This is a genomic window from Hylemonella gracilis str. Niagara R, assembly GCF_000600295.1.
GTDB lineage: Bacteria > Pseudomonadota > Gammaproteobacteria > Burkholderiales > Burkholderiaceae_C > Hylemonella > Hylemonella gracilis_A.
Genome location: NZ_JEMG01000001.1, coordinates 3,139,225 through 3,155,627, shown reverse-complemented (window position 1 = coordinate 3,155,627; position 16,403 = coordinate 3,139,225). Strand labels below are relative to the sequence as shown.

The following is a 16,403-nucleotide window of genomic DNA, read 5'->3' as shown; positions in this document are numbered from 1 at the left end:
CCCACAGCTTGCCTGTTGAGTCAGGCCGTCTTGCGTTTCAGCAGGCGCAGCCCGTTGAAAACGACCAGCATGCTCGCCCCCATGTCCGCGAACACGGCCATCCACATCGTGGCTTGTCCTGTGAACGTCAGTACGAGGAACACCGCCTTGATGCCCAGGGCCAGAACGATGTTCTGCGTGAGGATCGCCGCGGTGGTGCGCGAGAGCCGGATGAAGGTGGGGATCTTGCGCAGGTCGTCGTCCATCAGGGCAACGTCGGCCGTTTCGATGGCGGTGTCGGTGCCAGCCGCGCCCATGGCGAAGCCGATGTCGGCCCGCGCGAGTGCGGGCGAGTCATTGATGCCGTCGCCGACCATGCCCACCTGGCCTTCACCGCCAATCAGTCCCTCGATGGTCTTGAGCTTGTCCTCGGGCAGTTGGTCGCCCCGTGCTTCAGTGATCCCGACCTGCGCTGCGATGGCGGCGGCCGTGTGCTGGTTGTCGCCGGTCAGCATCAAAGTGCGCACACCGAGGGCCTGCAGGTCGGCCACCGCCTCACGGCTCGTTTCCTTGACGGTGTCGGCCACGGCGAAGATGCCGAGCACGCCTGCTTCATCCATGAGCAGAATTGCAGTCTTGCCCTGGCGCTCGAGGGCCTCCAGTCGCGATTGAAGCGCCACTTCGCTGAGGCCCAGCTCCTTCGCCAGCCTGTGGTTTCCCATGTTCAGCATGCGCCCGGCGATGCGGCCGCGAACGCCGCGGCCAGGCAACGCCGCGAAGTCGTCCACTTCTTGCAGCGCAACGCTGTCCCGGTTCGCCTTGCGAGCGATCGCTTGCGAGACCGGATGGTCCGAGCGGTCGGCCAGGCTGGCGGCCCAGACGGCAACCTCCTGCGCGTTGCCGAGCAGCGGTACGAAGTCGGTCTGTTCAGGCTTGCCGTGGGTGAGCGTGCCGGTCTTGTCCAGAGCCAGCGCCTTCAGCTTGCGCCCTCCTTCCAGGTAGACGCCGCCCTTGATCAGGATGCCCCGCCTGGCGGCCGCAGCCAGGCCGCTGACAATGGTGACCGGCGTGGAGATGACCAGGGCGCAGGGGCACGCAATCACCAGCAGCACGAGGGCCTTGTAGATCCAGTCGAACCAGACGCCGCCAAAGGCGAGCGGCGGAACCACCGCCACCAGCACGGCCACCGCGAACACAGCCGGCGTGTAGACCCGGGCGAACTGGTCGACGAAACGCTGCGTGGGCGCGCGGCTGCCCTGCGCCGACTCCACTGCATGGATGATGCGCGCGAGCGTCGAGTCGGTGGCGCCCGCGGTCACCTCGTACTCGAAGGAGCCGGTCTCGTTGATGGTGCCCGCGAACACCTGGTCACCTTCGGCCTTCTCGACGGGGAGGCTTTCGCCGGTGATGGGCGCCTGATTGATGGCCGAACGGCCCGCAACGATCAAGCCGTCCAGCGCAATGCGCTCTCCAGGTCGCACCCGGACCACCGCGCCCTTGAACGCTTCCTTGGCTGGGACTTCCTTCCATGAGCCGTCGGCCTGCTGCACAGTCGCGGTCTCCGGCGCCAGGTCCATCAGGCCGCGAATGGCGTTGCGTGCCCGGTCGAGTGACTTGGCCTCGATTACCTCGGCCAGCGCAAAAAGGAACATGACCATGGCCGCTTCGGGCCAATGGCCGATCGCCATTCCGCCCGTGACCGCAATGGACATCAAGGCATTCATGTTCAGATTGAGGTTCTTCAGCGCAATCCAGCCCTTCTTGTAGGTGCTGAGGCCGCCAGTGACGATGGACACCAGGGCCAGGACAACCACGGCCCAGTGATTGCCGTCGTTGACCCAGTACACGCCCTCGGCGAGCAAGGCCGCGATGCCGGAGACAGCCATCGGCAACCAATTGGTCCTCTGCGCGGGTGCGTGGGGGTCGTGCAGCTCGTCGTTCTTCTGTACCTCGGCTTCCATGCCCAGCGACTCGATCGCTTCGACCACGGGCTTGATTGCGTCAGGCGCATGGCGGACGGTAAGCGTGCGCTGCACCAGATTGAAGTCTAGGCCCTGTACGCCCGGCATGCCTTGTAACTTGCCGCGGATCAGGCCCTCTTCGGTAGGGCAGTCCATCTTGGCGATGCGCAGGACCGTGGAGACCTCCTGGTGGTCTTGCCGCTCGACCCTCATCCCGATGGAAGCGAGCGCCTTCTCGATGGGCTCCGTGGAAGGCAGGGTGTGCTGGACGCCCAGCACCCGCTGCATCAGGTTGAAGTCGAGCGCGGTAACGCCCGGCTCCTTGCCGAGGCGGTTGCGGATCAGCGCTTCTTCCGTCGGGCAATCCATGTTGTCGATTCGGTAGGTCACGCGCTCGCCGGCTGACGTGATGGGAGCCGGTACGGGCGCCTGTGGCTGTGTGGTCGGGGGTGCGATGGCAGCCAAAGCTGCCGCCGGCCCGGGGCCACTGGCCGTCAGCACTGCGGCAGCGCGGGCAGCCTGTGCCTTCATGCCGACCGAGCTCAGCGCCTGCTCCAAGGCATCGGGCGAAACCCTGTTGTGCGTAACGGTCAGCTTGCGCTGCGCAAGGTCAAACTCCAGCCGCTCGACGCCGGGCATGCCCTCCAGCGTGCGCCGCACCAGCGCCTCCTCGTTGCGGCAATCCATGTTGCTCACATGGAAGACGGTGGTTTCGTCGCTTGGCTTGTCCTTGGCGCAGCTCGTCTGTTGGCCATTGCTGGCGGAGCAGCCGCAGGAATTGGAAAGGTCGTTGTTCATAGGCATGGTTCAACTTTGGCAGGGTTTTCCCCGCATGCACATAATTTGACAACCTCTAGCTGGTATAGAGTCAAGGCTTTTACGGAGATCGACCATGATGCAAATCGGTGAACTCGCTAAAAGGGCGGCCTGCCTGGTGCAGACAGTGCGCTTCTACGAGACAGAGGGTTTGCTTCCCGAACCCGCGCGAAGCGAGGGCAACTTCAGGCTGTATGACGACGTGCACTTACAGCGTCTGATCTTCATCCGCCGCTGCCGCGCCAAGGACATGGCGCTGGATGAGATCCGCCAGTTGTTGAGTTTTCGCGACCGGCCGGCGCTGGACTGCGGCGACGTCAACGCCTTGGTGGATTCCCATATCGCCCAGGTGCGGGCCAAGATCAAAGACCTGCGTGAGCTGGAGCGCGAGCTGATAGACCTGCGCCGCTCGTGCGACAGCGCCCGCACCGCGCGCGAATGCGGGATTCTCAACCGCTTGGCCGAGCCCGCCTGAGGCCCAAACGGCGCGCTACGGGAAGGGAACGGCCGGCTGGGCCCGCTTGTGGGCCGTGCGGTGGAACGCCTGCAGGATGACTTTTGCTGCGGCTGGGTCGACATCCTTTCCCTCGAGAAAATCGTCAATGGCGTCGTAGCTGACGCCGAGCGCCGCCTCGTCGGGCCTTAACGGCTGCATGGATTCGAGGTCTGCGGTGGCGACCTTGTGCGCCAAACGCTCGTCACCCCCGAGAGCCAGTGCCAAGGCCCGGACACGCCGCTTGGTGAGGCCGCCCAGCGGACTCAGGTCGAATCCGCCGTCGCCGAACTTGGTGAAAAAGCCCATGACCGCCTCCGCAGCGTGGTCGGTACCGACCACCAGGCCGCCCGTGGCGCCTGCCACGGCGTACTGGGCGATCATGCGCTGGCGCGCCTTGATGTTGCCGAGCACGAAGTCTTCCTGCCAATGGTCATTGAACCTGAGCCCGCCGGCTACGAGCTGGTGCAGCACGGCGTCGGCCGCCGGCTTGATGTCCATGGCAAGCGTCTCGTCCGCATCGATGAATTCGACGGCTCGCTGCGCCTCGGCCTGATCCGCCTGCACGCCATAAGGCAGGCGCATCGCGATGAACCGGATCGGCAGTCCCGCCGAGCGCAGCTGTTGCGCCGCCAGTTGGCAGAGGCGCCCGGCCACAGTGGAGTCCACGCCGCCGCTGATCCCGAGTACCAGAGACGTCGCGGCTGCCGCGCGTGCGTATTCGACCAGGAACTGAATGCGCCTGTTGATCTCCGCCGATGCATCGAACTGCCGGGTTACGCCGAGCTCGGCGGCAATGCGGCTCTGTTCTTCCATCATGAAGCTGATGTTATCGGCGCTGGAAAGTTATGGGGTCCAGCTCCGACGGCCATGTGCCGTGTTCCAGTACGCCAAAGCGGCCAGTCCCGACGTTTTGTGGCGGAGTGCGGCCGAGGGCATGGCCGATAGGCACCAACGCGAGCCGTACCGCTTGGGCCAGGATTTCCGAGGTATTGCGGGTCCTCCAGGCCAAACCCAGCATGGCCGCGTGGCTGCGCAGGTGCAGGCTGAGATAGGGCTGCGCCACGATATGGCCGAGTTCATGGGCGCGCCACGCGCTGCTCAGGTCGCCGGCGGCCTCGCAAGAAGCTGCCGCCCTGGTTTCACGCAGGAAAGCCGCGCGGGCCAGCGCGTAGGCACCGGAGGCGGCATTTGCTGCCGGCGCCAGCGCCCGAAATGGGTACGCCAGCTGCGCGCCGTACTCCATCGGAAAGTCCACCTCTTTGAGTCCCACTTCGTTGGCGCCCAGCTTGTGCCTGGGCAACCGGAAGGTGCCGAACAGGTGATCCCACACCATCCAGAACTCGCCGAAGTTGACCTGGGCATCTTCGTACTCGCGCTTGTGGTGCCAGCGGTGGACCTCAGCCGCACCGATCAAAAAGCGGAGCGGTCCGATCCGGTAGTCCAGGTTGCAGTGCTGGAACGCCAGGTGCACGGCGAGCAGCCCGAGCCATGCTCCGACGGCCAGGGCCGGTGCGCCCATCAGCACCACGGCAATCAAGCCGGGCGCGGCCATCATCCCGGCATGCAGGGGATGCCGGCGCTCACCGTTGAGCCAATAGAGGCGTTCGGAGCTGTGGTGGATCGCGTGGAATCGCCAAAGCCACGCCACACGGTGACTCAACCAATGGACGCTGTAGAGGCTGAGATCGAGCACCATGCCGACGGCAAGGGCCTGCGCCCAAAGCGGCCACTGATCGGGCCACCAGATCCCGGCGGACCACACGGGTGCCAGGGCTGCGACCACGCCGTGGACGGCAAGCAGCACCATCAGGTTCACGACAGCGTGGATCGCATCGCACACGCTGTCCCGATGGTCATGGCGCCAGGCTGCGTGGAATGGCAGCCTTCGCTCCAGCAGCGCGATCACCGCGAGCGCCGCGGCTACGGTGAGTGGCACCGTCGGGAAATACGGCCAGCCGCCAGCCAGACCCCCGAAAAGTACCAGGGCCGTGGCGCCTACAACCAGAGGGTAGCTGCCGTACCGGATGACGGCATCAAAAAACGGAGTTTCTTTCGTTTTCATTTTCAGTCCTAAAAAGGGTCCGGCAGAAATTGGAAACCCTCTAGTCGCGGTAGAGTCAACTGGACCTGCGTAGAGACCCCGGGTCAGCCCGGGCTGCTGGCAGTCCGCGCGTGGAATGCACCTATAGTCCGCCCCGACGGTGCGCATCCCGCCACCGCAATGCTGCACCTGTTCCATGTTCACGCGCCTTGCATCTCACGCTGCCAACTTCCTCACGTTGCTGATCCTGCTCGCAGGCGGGGCAGCATCGGCCCAGTCCAGCGGCAAGAGCGTGGTGGTAACTGAACGCACCCGCGCCGAACTGCTGGCCCACGCGCCAGAGGGCATCGAACCGGGCAAGACCGTCTGGGTTGGCCTGCAGCTTGCGCACCAGCCCGAGTGGCATTCCTATTGGAAGAACTCTGGCGATTCCGGGCTTCCCACCAGGCTGGAATGGAAGCTGCCCTCCGGTGTCATGGCGGGCGAAATCGCATGGCCTGCGCCCCGAAAGTTTCTGCTCGGCACGCTCGTCAACTATGGCTACGAGCACACGGTGCTGCTGCCGGTTCCACTGACCATCACGCCAGAATTCAATCCGTCGCTGCTGGCCGACGCCCTGGACATCAAGCTCAAGGCGAGCTGGCTGGTTTGCCGCGAATTGTGCATTCCTGAGGAGGGTGAGTTCTCTCTTTCGATTTCCGCCAAGAGCACGACGGCCTCGCACGGTCCCGCGTTCGAGGCAAGCTTTGCGGCGCAGCCTAAACCGCTGGCGGGCCAAGCAAGCGCTACGATCGAAGGCGCTGCGTTGCGCTTGCGGGTCAGCGGATTGCCGGCGGACCTCAAGGGCAAACCACTGGAGTTCTTTCCCGAGACTGCCGAGGTGATCGAGACTTCGGCCAAATGGAGCCAGGCATGGGATGGGGGAACTTGGACGGCGCAGGTGCCGCTTTCGCCACACCGCAGCCAGAGTCCGCAGGTCATGCCTATAGTGCTGACACAGGAGAACGACCGCTGGAGCATCGACGCGCGAGTGCAAGGCACATGGCCTGCCGTGGCGGCACCGGCAACGCTATCGCCGGCCTTGCAGGAAGCCCTGCGCAACAACGCGGCCGCGGCTGCGGCGAAGTCGGGCGCAGGGTTGACGTTGGCGGCCGCTTTGCTGGGCGCGCTGCTGGGCGGATTGATCCTGAACCTGATGCCCTGTGTCTTCCCGGTGCTGGCGATCAAGGTGGTCGGCTTTGCCCAGCATGCTGGCGATCAGAGGGCCCGACGCATCGATGGCGCCGCGTACTCCGCCGGGGTCATTGCTTCGTTTGCGGCGCTGGGCTTGCTGGTCGTCGCGCTGCGCAGTGCCGGGCAGCAGCTCGGGTGGGGGTTCCAGTTGCAGATTCCCGGAGTGGTCGCCTCACTGGCCGTGTTGTTCACCTTGATCGGTCTGAATCTGGCAGGCGTGTTCGAGTTTCGCCAGTTCGTTCCCTCCCGCGTGGCATCGCTGCAAAGCAACCATCCCGTCCTGAACTCCTTTCTGTCCGGCGTGCTGGCCGTTGTGGTGGCGTCGCCCTGCACAGCTCCGTTTATGGGCGCGGCGTTGGGATTCGCGATCGGGCTGCCAGCAACGCAGGCCCTGCTGATCTTTGCGACGCTTGGACTCGGCATGGCCTTGCCGTATTTCGTCGCCAGTTGGATCCCGGCCGTTGCGCGCGTGCTACCGAAGTCTGGCGAGTGGATGGTGACTTTTCGGAAGCTGATGGCGTACCCGATGTTTGCGGCGGTGGCGTGGCTTCTGTGGGTGTTGGGGCAGCAAAGCGGGATCGATGCGGTGAGCGCGCTGCTGGTGCTTCTCGTCGCCATCAGCATGCTGGCGTGGGGTCTCGGCTTGTCGGGGCGTGCACGATTGATCGTCGGCATGATCGCGGTTGCCTGGACGGCGGGGTTCGCCTGGCTGCTGGCCGCGCAGATCGGCACCGGGCGGCCCGAGCGCGTTGTTGCGGCAAAGGAAGACATCTGGCAAGCGTGGGAGCCGGGCCGCGTGGAGCAACTGCTGGCCGGCGGGCGACCGGTGTTTGTCGATTTCACAGCCGCATGGTGCGTCACGTGCCAGTACAACAAGAAGACGGTGCTGCAGGATACGCAGGTGCTGGCCGACTTCGCCGCCAGGGATGTCGCCCTGCTGCGCGCCGATTGGACCCTCCGCGACCCGGCAATCACTGCTGCTTTGGCGGCGCTCGGCCGCAACGGCGTACCGCTGTATGTGCTCTACACCCGCAACGCTGCTCCGCGCGTGCTTTCGGAAATCCTGAGCCCGACGGAACTGCGGGCAGCACTTTCAACGGTGCCTGCGGCGGCTTCCGCAATTGACCGGGCGCCGCTGAGGCGTCCTGCGGTTGCGCCGTAGCATTTTCGCTACATCACACATTGACCCTTCAGTCGCTTCGGGCCCGATGATCTTAGAAATTTGAAAGAGCAACTCATGGCTGAAACTGACGATGACGACGAGTTCGGGCTGGATGCGAGCAACGCGGCAGACCGCAAGATCCTGCGAACAGTGCTGCTCATCAACCTGGGACAGGCCGCCGCCAGCATCGGCCTTGGCGTGTGGGCTGCCTCTACTGCGCTGATGGGCGCCGGTTTGGACAACCTCGCCGACGCGTCGGTCTATGCGGTCAGCATGTACGCCGTGGGTCGGGCGGCGCTGGTCAAGGTCCGCGCGGCGCGCTTGTCGGGGTTCTTGCTCATTGGGCTTGCCGTGCTACTGCTTGTGGAAGTCCTGCGCCGCTTTGCTGGCGGCGAGGAGCCAGTGGGCCCAGCGATGATGGCCGTGGCCGCGGCGAACGCAGCTTTGAACCTTGTGTGCCTAAGGTTGCTGCGACGGCATCGTGGGGAAGACGTGAACTTCAAGGCATCCGCGATCTTCACGAGCAACGACTCCATCGTCAATGGAGCCATCGTGCTTTCAGGGGCGTTGGTCATGTGGCTGGGATCAAACATCCCAGACCTCATCCTGGGGGTCGTGGTGGCGGGGATCGCGGCGAATGGCGGTAAGGAGATCTTGGAAGAAGCGTCCAAGACAACACGAGTTGAGGCCACCCAGGACACCCGATGAGAGGGTCTTGCAGGTGCAACAAGGAGTACGCAAATGAATGGGCACAATGAAAGCACGATCGAGGAAGGCGGCACGAATGTCTATGCAGACCTGGGTTACACCAACGCTGCAGAAATGCAGCGTAAATCCCAGCTCGCGGGCGAGATCGCCCGTGCGATCAAGGCACGTCGTCTGACACAAGAAGGTGCTGCAACGCTGTTGGGCATCGATCAATCCAAGGTCTCGCGCATCACGCGCGGCCAGTTCCGCGGTGACAGCGAAGCCAAGCTGCTGGAGCTGGTGGCCAAGCTGGGACACGACGTGAAGATCGTGGTCGGCCCGGTGCGGCGGCGCGCCGGCAAGATCGAGCTGCAATTTGCCTGAGTTCGCCCTGCGGCGAGAGGAGCGTTCCAAAGTCCGAGGCGATGGTTGCGGCAAAAATACATCGGCTGGCGACATTCCTCCTGAGTGAGTAACGGCCCTGACGACCGCGATATGACCCGTCTTGCTCAATACATCGAGGCAGCCGAGAGCGACAACACGCGCCGGAGCTACGCTTCGGCCATCCGCCATTTTGAGATTGAGTGGAAAGGTTTGCTGCCTTCCACGGCGGACGCGATTGCCCGCTACCTGGCCGACCACGCGGCTACCCTGGCCATCAACACCCTACGCCAGCGGCTGGCGGCGCTGTCTCGCTGGCACACCGACCAAGGCTTCCCCGATCCCACCAAATCGGCCTTGGTGCGCCAGGTCCTCAAGGGCATTCGCTCCGTTCACACGGTGCCAGAAAAGCGCGCCCGCCCACTCGAACTGGCCGTGCTTCAGCAAGTCGATCAATGGCTCGATAGCGCCATCAGCCATGCGCAGCGGTCCGGCGACCAGCAAGCCTTGTTGCGCCACACGCGCGACCGCAGCCTGATGCTGCTGGGATTTTGGCGCGGCTTTCGCTCCGACGAACTGGTCAACCTGCGCGTTGAGAACACCGAGGTCACACCGGGCCAGGGCATGGCCTGCTACCTGGGCCGCAGCAAAGGCGACAGGCAACTGCAGGGCCGTTTTTTCAAATGCCCGGCCCTGTCCCGCTTATGCCCCGTGACGGCCTTCAATGCCTGGGCCAGCCTCGCTGGATTGACCGAGGGCCCAGTGTTCCGCAAGATTGATCGCTGGGGCCATGTTGCCGAGGAGAGTCTGCACGCCAACAGCCTGATCCCCTTGCTGCGCAGCCTGTTCGCCCAAGCTGGCGTTGAGTCGCCCGAGGAATACAGCAGCCACTCCATGCGCCGCGGCTTTGCCGGCTGGGCTCGCGCCAGCGGCTGGGACATCAAGGAGCTGATGGAATACGTCGGCTGGAAGGATGTCAAATCGGCCATGCGCTACCTGGATACGTCGGATTCCAGCCTGCAAGCCCGGTTCGAGCAGGGCCTGCCTGCGTTGGCACCGGCCGTTCAGCAGCCACCGCCTGCGTTGCTTTTGCGGACAGAGCCGGCGGGCGTTCCCCGTCCGCCGGCCGAAGGAACAACGCCCGTGGCGGTCCTGCGCGTCACGATGGTGCTGGCCCGCTTTAGCAAGCAGTCGCGCGGCCTGGCCCGCGGCCACCGGCTGATCGAGCAGACCTGTTTTGAGCGTTTTTCCATGCAACGCCTGAATGCCGAGGGCACACTCTACGAGTTGAGCATTCCTTACCTGTCCCGCGACTCGCTGGACGAGGTGATCGCCACGCTGCTCGATGACATGTACCGCGTCGCCGAGGACAACCAGTGCCTGCTGGAAACCTCGTTTCACGAACCCGCCACCGATTCACACTGGGATTGAGGCGATGGGTAGACAGGCAACCAAGCGGGGTCGTCGCCGCAAATGACCGCGCTCCATGAGACGGCCTATCCCAGCCTGAAGCCCGATCCGACACCCCGTGAGTTGGCGGAGCTTTACACGCCGACCGAAGATGAACAACGCCTGGCTGCCGGCATCGGCAAGCGCGCCCTGCCGCGCATGGCGGCGCTGATCCACCTGAAGGTCTTCCAGCGTCTGGGTTATTTCATCCCCTTGGCCGAGGTGCCCCCGGCGATCCGAGAGCACATTGCGCAGCAGGTGGGTGCGGCTCGGCCGCCCCTGGCAGCGGACCTCAAGCGCTTCGAGGCCTCGGGCTCGCGCATGGCGCTTTTCGCGGCTTTGCGCCTGCACTTGAATGTCAAACCCTTGAACTCGGCGGGCCACGCCTGGCTGGAGGTCGTGGCCAACACGGCGGCCGAGACCAAACACGCGGTGGCCGACATCATCAACGTGATGCTGGAGGAGTTGGTCCACCATCGCTACGAGTTGCCGGCCTTCTCGACGCTGGACCGGATGGCGTTTCGTGCCCGGGAAAAGAGCAACAGCCGGTACTTCTCCGCGATCACCCGTCAGTTGACGGCTCATACCAAGGCCCTGATCGACGGCTTGCTTAAAACCGCCACGGGTGAGTCGGCTTCGCCCTGGCAAATGCTCAAGCGCGAACCCAAGCGGCCGACCAACAAGGAAACGCGCACCTACATTCAGCACATCCGGCGCCTGCAATACCTGGTGGAGCAGCTTCCCAAGCCCGACGTGCCGGTGCCCAAGCTCAAGCAGTTCCGGCACCTGGCGCGCGCCCTCGATGCGGCAGAGATGGCCCAACTCAAGCCGCAAAAGCGCTACGCCCTGGCGGTGATCTTCATCCGGGCGCAGCATGCTCAGTCTCTGGACGATGCCGCGGACCTGTTCATTCGCCTCATGCAGAACCTGGAAAACAATGCCAGGCAGAAGTTGCTCTCCTTCCAGCAGGAGCGGGTCCAGAAAACCGACATGCTGGTCGGTCAGCTCAAAGACATCCTGGGCGCCTACCAATTGGAGGGGACGGATAGCCAGCGCGTTGAAGCCATCAGCACCACCCTCGTGGCCGAGGTGGACGAACTGCTGAACGAATGCGAGCAGCACCTGGCCTACGCCGGCCGCAACCACCTGCCTTTCCTGCTGCAGCCCTACAAGATGGTCCGGGCCCAGTTGCTCAACTGCATTGGCATCGCCTCGCCCAAAGCCAGCAGCGAGGACCACGTGGTGGAGCGGCTGATTGAGGCCCTTTACAAGCTGCGTGACAACCGCGCGGACATCGTATTGCTGGACATGCTGGGCCTGAGTGAAGACAAGGACCTTCGATGGATGTCCGCCCAGTGGAAGAGGCTGGTGCTGGTCCGGCCATCAGGCAAGGGCCGGGCAGAGGCTGTTCATCGCCGATATTTTGAGCTGGCGGTCATGCATGCGGTCAAGGACGACCTGAAGTCGGGCGATCTCTTCATCAAGTACGGCGAGCGCTATGACGACTACCGCGAGCAGCTGGTCGATGACGAAACCTTTGAAAAGGAGGTCGGCGACTATGGCCAGGTCACCGGCATCGAGACAGATCCCGGCACCTTTGTGACGATGCTCAAATCCGCCATGGCTCAGCGGGCTCGGGACATCGACGCCGCTTTCCCGGAAAACGCCCATGCCGAGATCGTCGATGGCCGCCTGATTCTGCGCAAACCGCCGCGCTCCGAAATCGTCGAGGCCGCCGCGCGGATCGACGCCATGATCACCGAACGGATGCAAGCGGCCAGCATCGTGGATGTCATGATCGACACCGAACGCTGGCTCGACCTGCACAAGCTGTTCCGGCCGTTGGCCGGGACGGACAGCCGCCTTGCGGACCTGCGCATGCGCGTCATCACGACGCTGTTTTGCTACGGCTGCAACCTCGGGCCGGTGCAGACCGCCAAATCCATCAAAGGGCTGAGCCGCCGCCAGATTTCCTGGCTGAACCTGAAATACGTCAGCGAGGACCTGCTGGACAAGGCCATTGTCAAGGTGATCAATGCGTACAACAAGTTTGAACTGCCAGGCTACTGGGGCACCGGCAAGCACGCGTCGGCGGACGGTACGAAGTGGAATCTTTACGAGCAGAACTTGCTGTCCGAGCACCATATCCGCTATGGCGGGTACGGTGGCATCGGCTACTACCATGTGTCCGACAAGTTCATCGCGCTGTTCAGCCATTTCATTTCCTGCGGCACCTATGAGGGCATCCACATCCTGGATGGGCTGATGAGCAACGAATCGGACATCCGGCCGGACACGATTCACGGGGACACGCAGGCGCAGAGTTACCCAGTCTTCGCGCTGGCGCACCTCCTGGGCATCCAGCTCATGCCGCGCATCCGGGGTATCCAGGACCTCAAATTCCATCGCCCGGAGTCGGGCAATGCTTACCGGAACATCAATGCGCTGTTCAGCGATGTGATCGACTGGCGGCTGATTGAACTGCATTTGCCGGCGATGCTTCGGGTGGCGGTTTCCATCAAGACCGGCAAGATCACGCCGTCGGCGATCCTGCGCCGGCTCGGCACCTACAGCCGCAAGAACAAACTGTATTTCGCGTTTGTGGAACTCGGCAAGGTCATCCGGACCATGTTCCTGCTGAGCTACATCGGCGATGTCGGGCTGCGCAAGGTGATCCATGCCGAAACCAACAAGAGCGAGCAATTCAACGGCTTTGCCGGCTGGTCCTTCTTCGGGGGAGAGGGGATCATTGCCGAGAACATCCGGCACGAGCAGCGCAAGGTGATCAAGTACAACCACCTGGTGGCCAACATCATCATTCTGCACAACGTGGTGGGCATGACGCGGGTTCTGCAGGAGCTTCGAGATGAGGGCTCCGAGATCACGCTGGAGATCCTGGGGGGCCTGGCGCCGTTTCGCACGGCGCACATCAATCGGTTTGGGGACTACACGCTGGACTTCAAAAGGAAGATAGGCCCTTTGAATTTCGATGCCACCATAATTCCAATGGAATCATAGGGTTAAGGTCGTTTCTGCGGTTTTTTACATGAATCCCTGCCGACCCTCGAGCTGGTTCTGGATGGGGTGCGGTTTCTGGGCTCGACGTTGTGGACGGACTTTCGGCAGCGCGGACTCACGCAAGAGAAGAGCATGCTGGAGGGTGGCCAGCACATGACCGACTACTACCGCATCGAGACCGAAACGGGCCTGCTCACCCCGCAACAGACGCTGGATGCGCATCTATCCAGCAGGAGATGGCTGGAGGCGGAGTTGGCCAAGCCGTTTGAAGGCAAGACGATCGTGATCACTCACCATGCACCGCATCCGCTGAGCGTGCACAGGCGTTTTGTCGGGGACTCGCTCAACGGGTGCTTTGTGAGCGACCTCACGCCGCTCTTGTTCCAGGCCGACTTGTGGATGCATGGGCATTGCCATGACAACTTCGACTACCAGGTCGGCCGTTGCAGAGTCGTGTCCAACCCGACGGGATACATCCAGAATGGTCCGGAGATACAGAAGCCACAGGACATGGGGCAGGCCGTTTTCGAGAATACGGGCTGGAATCCCAACCTGCTGATCACCATCTGACCCGTCTGTTGCTGGGCAACTGCTGGGTGGGGATGAGTGTTTCTTCCGGAGGGGCCGTGCCCATCAGAGGCTCATCAAGCGGCGCCTGTACGCCGTGTACAGGTCTGGCCGCATCAAGGAGAGCTGGCGCTGGTTGAGCATGCGCTCCACCTTGCGCCGGCTCGGATAGACCCGGGATGCGACAAGTTTGGTGAGGACCTGCTGGAGGTACTCGTGATCAGCCTGATAGCGCTGTTCCAGAGTTCGGGACTCGGCCATGCGGCGCTTCAGCACAATTTCTTTCGACTGCCCAGGGAACCAGTACTTGAGAGCGTGCCTGGTGAGACCCAGCTGGTGGGCCACCGCGGCCAGGCCACGGTAGTCTGAGGGGGTCTCCAGAATCAGTTCCAACTGCCTCTCCAGCAACTCGCGTTGCCGATAGCCCAGCATCGGCCGTTCCTGACGATCACTCGATGGCGTCTGGGCGGGTTTGGGAAGTTCCGCGTGCCGAATAGCGCCATTTGCCAAGAACAGATCCGCTGGAAGCAGGTTGACGCCATGGCAGAACCGAAGCAGCAGGGCCAAGGAGGGACGTTCGTCCTTGTTGAGCCAGCCATTGATTGCCCTGGGCTGCAGCCCAAGGGCTTCACAGAGCCCCTTGCGGTTGCCCTGGGTCAATGAAGCGGCAAGGTCCACCAGGTTCTGCTGCATCTGAGTCAGGCTGCCGGCGCGTTGAAGCTCCGGAATCCGAGAAACCAGGTCGACAAGAGCGCTGGCTGACCAGCGATCAAAAGCTGAGATTTCCTCTTGTTCGGAGGCTATTCCGTGCTCGACAGCGCCCGGCGGGCGCACGATCATGGATTCTCCGCAGGCGTTGCAGTGCAAAAGACTGGGGTAGATCGGCAGAAACGCTTGCTCAGCGCTGCAGGCCGGGCACCGCTCGCTCATGAACCCTTGATGCACATGACAGACCCGGTAGTGTTCGAACGACCACACCAATGGGTGATGCGGCCGTTGCCCCTTTCGGGCCTGGTCACACAGGCAGGCCGGGCACCAGCGGGGATTCCTGGCCAGCAGGCCTTCCCCATTGAATGGCAGCAGGTGGGTCAATCCCAGGAGGGTCATGGACTGCGCCTTGGACGGTGGCGGCCTACCCAGGGCATCCAGCATCGTTCGGGCATACCTGCCCAAGCCATTGACCGTGGCGCAATGCCGCTCAAAGAAGGCGGTATCGCTCCAGAAATCCGAATGGCGCTCAGACTGCTCCAGCAGGTATTTCACGAGCGTTCTTGGGCCCAGGCAATGCGCGTTGGCCAACCCGACAATCCAGGAAATCAGGCCTTCAGGAGCCTGCGAAGAACCCTCACTCCTGAGTGCATAAAGGGTCGGCGGAATGACGATGCTGGTTTCGGCCTCGAAGGGGTCAAGGGTGCTGTGAGCCATGGGCACCTCCAGACGGGTCTCGGCTCGAGTTGCGTTCTCCGATGCGGCGTTGGTTGATCCCACCAGGAGATCCCGTGGCTATTTTCGGAATAGGCTTGCCGGGACCATTCCTGATTCCACGTGTCGGTTCGGCAGTCGTGGCGTTCAGAACATCCCGGACTTCGTCCAAGGAGACATCGAGGAAAAGGCGTTCGCCACGCTTCGTATCCTCTGCAATTTCCAGTGCCACTTTGTTGTAGGGAGCGAACTGAAGGATGAAGTCCTCGGTCATTTTCTCGCCGGTGCGCAGCGCATGCTGGAATGCCTGCGTCAGTGCTCTCTTCAGCGTTCCAACGCAGCCCACAGTGCTGATGCAAAGGTCCTTTGCGGCTTCTACGCTGAGAGCTTCCAGCCGATTCTCGATCGGCATTTCCGCCAGAAGATTGATCAAGGCCAGAGCGTAGGATTTGAACTCCTGCGGATTCGTGTGGTCGTAACGCCTCAGGTGCACGGTCTGCTGGCGGCGCAGCCAGTTGTTCCGTGTACAAGCAGAATGGGCCAATTGATAGCTGCCGATGAGGACAATCCGAGCATCCGTTTGCGCAGCCAGATCCCTGAGGATCTGTAGGCTGCGCAAACACCCACCGGGATGAGACTCGGGCAGCAAGCGGTCCGCCTGATTGATCAGAAGCAGCTTGGTCCGGCGGTGCTGCATCATGTTGATGACTGCGTATTTCAACGCGTCGAAGTCCCGGTTTCGCGGATCCACGTAGGGAATGGGATGCGTCAGAGTGAACTGATTCGGTGGTGCATAGATCTTGCGGTCGATCAGGATGTCTCCGTGTGCACGCAAGATGTCGCCCAACAATCGGGTCCAGTACTTTGTGTCGATGCGATCGGAGTGGTCTGGCGCAGTGACAGCAATGCATGGAGATGTTGAGGCAGAAATTTCGCCATCATCCAGCTCCGAGGCGGAGTGGCGACTGTCGCTCCAGAGCTTTCGCCCGATCTGGGATGTTCCGACGCCGACGGGGCCAACGATCCAGACGATTTCACCCTTCTCGCTGAACTCGATGCATTCCCGCGCCAGGTTGTAAGACTGCTCAAGGTGGGGGTGACGGACGATCTTGTTCTTGAAGTAGTCAATTTTTTCTTCAGCGGACGCGCTCAGGAGGTTGGAGTCAAATGCAGGGGTGATGTTTTTCATAA

At 62.7% G+C, this 16,403-nt stretch carries 12 protein-coding genes; 7 read left to right on the top strand and 5 right to left on the bottom strand.

What is annotated here, in order from left to right; all coding sequences use genetic code 11:
* Positions 1-20 precede the first annotated feature (20 nt).
* Complete coding sequence (locus AZ34_RS14305) at positions 21-2,738, bottom strand: heavy metal translocating P-type ATPase (protein ID WP_035609261.1); 2,718 nt, start codon at positions 2,736-2,738, stop codon at positions 21-23.
* Between the two features lie 94 nt (positions 2,739-2,832).
* Between AZ34_RS14305 and cadR the strand changes: the two genes are divergently transcribed.
* The gene (gene cadR, locus AZ34_RS14300; RefSeq protein ID WP_035609259.1) at positions 2,833-3,231 is read left to right on the top strand and encodes a Cd(II)/Pb(II)-responsive transcriptional regulator; all 399 of its coding nucleotides are present in this window, start codon (positions 2,833-2,835) and stop codon (positions 3,229-3,231) included.
* 15 nt (positions 3,232-3,246) lie between these two features.
* Here cadR and nadE read toward each other — a convergent pair whose 3' ends face one another.
* Entirely contained in the window at positions 3,247-4,068 is an 822-nt protein-coding gene (gene nadE / locus AZ34_RS14295) for an ammonia-dependent NAD(+) synthetase (protein ID WP_035609258.1), read from the bottom strand.
* Between the two features lie 10 nt (positions 4,069-4,078).
* Positions 4,079-5,314, bottom strand: a complete 1,236-nt coding sequence (locus tag AZ34_RS14290) for a sterol desaturase family protein (RefSeq protein WP_035609256.1) — start codon at positions 5,312-5,314, stop codon at positions 4,079-4,081.
* 175 nt (positions 5,315-5,489) lie between these two features.
* On the opposite strand from AZ34_RS14290, the gene AZ34_RS14285 reads away from it, so the two are divergent.
* The 6 genes from AZ34_RS14285 to AZ34_RS14260 all read left to right on the top strand — a co-directional run bounded on the left by AZ34_RS14285 (position 5,490) and on the right by AZ34_RS14260 (position 13,793).
* Entirely contained in the window at positions 5,490-7,688 is a 2,199-nt protein-coding gene (locus AZ34_RS14285) for a protein-disulfide reductase DsbD family protein (protein ID WP_035609253.1), read from the top strand.
* Between the two features lie 75 nt (positions 7,689-7,763).
* Entirely contained in the window at positions 7,764-8,396 is a 633-nt protein-coding gene (locus AZ34_RS14280; RefSeq protein ID WP_035609250.1) for a cation transporter, read from the top strand.
* A 33-nt stretch (positions 8,397-8,429) separates the two neighbouring features.
* Positions 8,430-8,759, top strand: coding sequence for a helix-turn-helix domain-containing protein (locus AZ34_RS14275; protein ID WP_035609249.1), 330 nt, complete (start codon positions 8,430-8,432; stop codon positions 8,757-8,759).
* 111 nt (positions 8,760-8,870) lie between these two features.
* Positions 8,871-10,187 carry a site-specific integrase gene (locus AZ34_RS14270; RefSeq protein ID WP_035609246.1) on the top strand — a complete coding sequence of 439 codons (1,317 nt, stop codon included), beginning with the start codon at positions 8,871-8,873 and terminating at the stop codon, positions 10,185-10,187.
* Positions 10,188-10,229: 42 nt separating this feature from the next.
* Positions 10,230-13,223, top strand: a complete 2,994-nt coding sequence (locus AZ34_RS14265; protein ID WP_035609244.1) for a Tn3 family transposase — start codon at positions 10,230-10,232, stop codon at positions 13,221-13,223.
* A gap of 153 nt (positions 13,224-13,376) precedes the next feature.
* Positions 13,377-13,793: a hypothetical protein gene (locus AZ34_RS14260; protein ID WP_155831832.1), complete on the top strand. Its 417-nt coding sequence runs from the start codon at positions 13,377-13,379 to the stop codon at positions 13,791-13,793.
* A gap of 63 nt (positions 13,794-13,856) precedes the next feature.
* On the opposite strand, the gene AZ34_RS14255 is transcribed toward AZ34_RS14260, so the two are convergent.
* Together AZ34_RS14255 and AZ34_RS14250 are read right to left on the bottom strand one after the other, a co-directional pair.
* Entirely contained in the window at positions 13,857-15,215 is a 1,359-nt protein-coding gene (locus tag AZ34_RS14255; RefSeq protein WP_035609241.1) for a TniQ family protein, read from the bottom strand.
* The gene (locus tag AZ34_RS14250; protein ID WP_035609238.1) at positions 15,196-16,401 is read right to left on the bottom strand and encodes an AAA family ATPase; all 1,206 of its coding nucleotides are present in this window, start codon (positions 16,399-16,401) and stop codon (positions 15,196-15,198) included. Before AZ34_RS14250 ends, AZ34_RS14255 begins: the two co-directional genes overlap by 20 nt.
* Positions 16,402-16,403: the final 2 nt, after the last annotated feature.

Coding starts and splice junctions, on each gene's coding strand:
- AZ34_RS14305 (WP_035609261.1), bottom strand. CDS start 2,738: ATGAACAACGACCTTTCCAATTCCTGCGGCTGCTCCGCCAGCAATGGC.
- AZ34_RS14280 (WP_035609250.1), top strand. CDS start 7,764: ATGGCTGAAACTGACGATGACGACGAGTTCGGGCTGGATGCGAGCAAC.
- AZ34_RS14250 (WP_035609238.1), bottom strand. CDS start 16,401: ATGAAAAACATCACCCCTGCATTTGACTCCAACCTCCTGAGCGCGTCC.
- AZ34_RS14260 (WP_155831832.1), top strand. CDS start 13,377: ATGACCGACTACTACCGCATCGAGACCGAAACGGGCCTGCTCACCCCG.
- AZ34_RS14255 (WP_035609241.1), bottom strand. CDS start 15,215: ATGGCTCACAGCACCCTTGACCCCTTCGAGGCCGAAACCAGCATCGTC.
- AZ34_RS14275 (WP_035609249.1), top strand. CDS start 8,430: ATGAATGGGCACAATGAAAGCACGATCGAGGAAGGCGGCACGAATGTC.
- AZ34_RS14270 (WP_035609246.1), top strand. CDS start 8,871: ATGACCCGTCTTGCTCAATACATCGAGGCAGCCGAGAGCGACAACACG.
- AZ34_RS14285 (WP_035609253.1), top strand. CDS start 5,490: ATGTTCACGCGCCTTGCATCTCACGCTGCCAACTTCCTCACGTTGCTG.
- cadR (WP_035609259.1), top strand. CDS start 2,833: ATGATGCAAATCGGTGAACTCGCTAAAAGGGCGGCCTGCCTGGTGCAG.
- nadE (WP_035609258.1), bottom strand. CDS start 4,068: ATGATGGAAGAACAGAGCCGCATTGCCGCCGAGCTCGGCGTAACCCGG.
- AZ34_RS14290 (WP_035609256.1), bottom strand. CDS start 5,314: ATGAAAACGAAAGAAACTCCGTTTTTTGATGCCGTCATCCGGTACGGC.
- AZ34_RS14265 (WP_035609244.1), top strand. CDS start 10,230: ATGACCGCGCTCCATGAGACGGCCTATCCCAGCCTGAAGCCCGATCCG.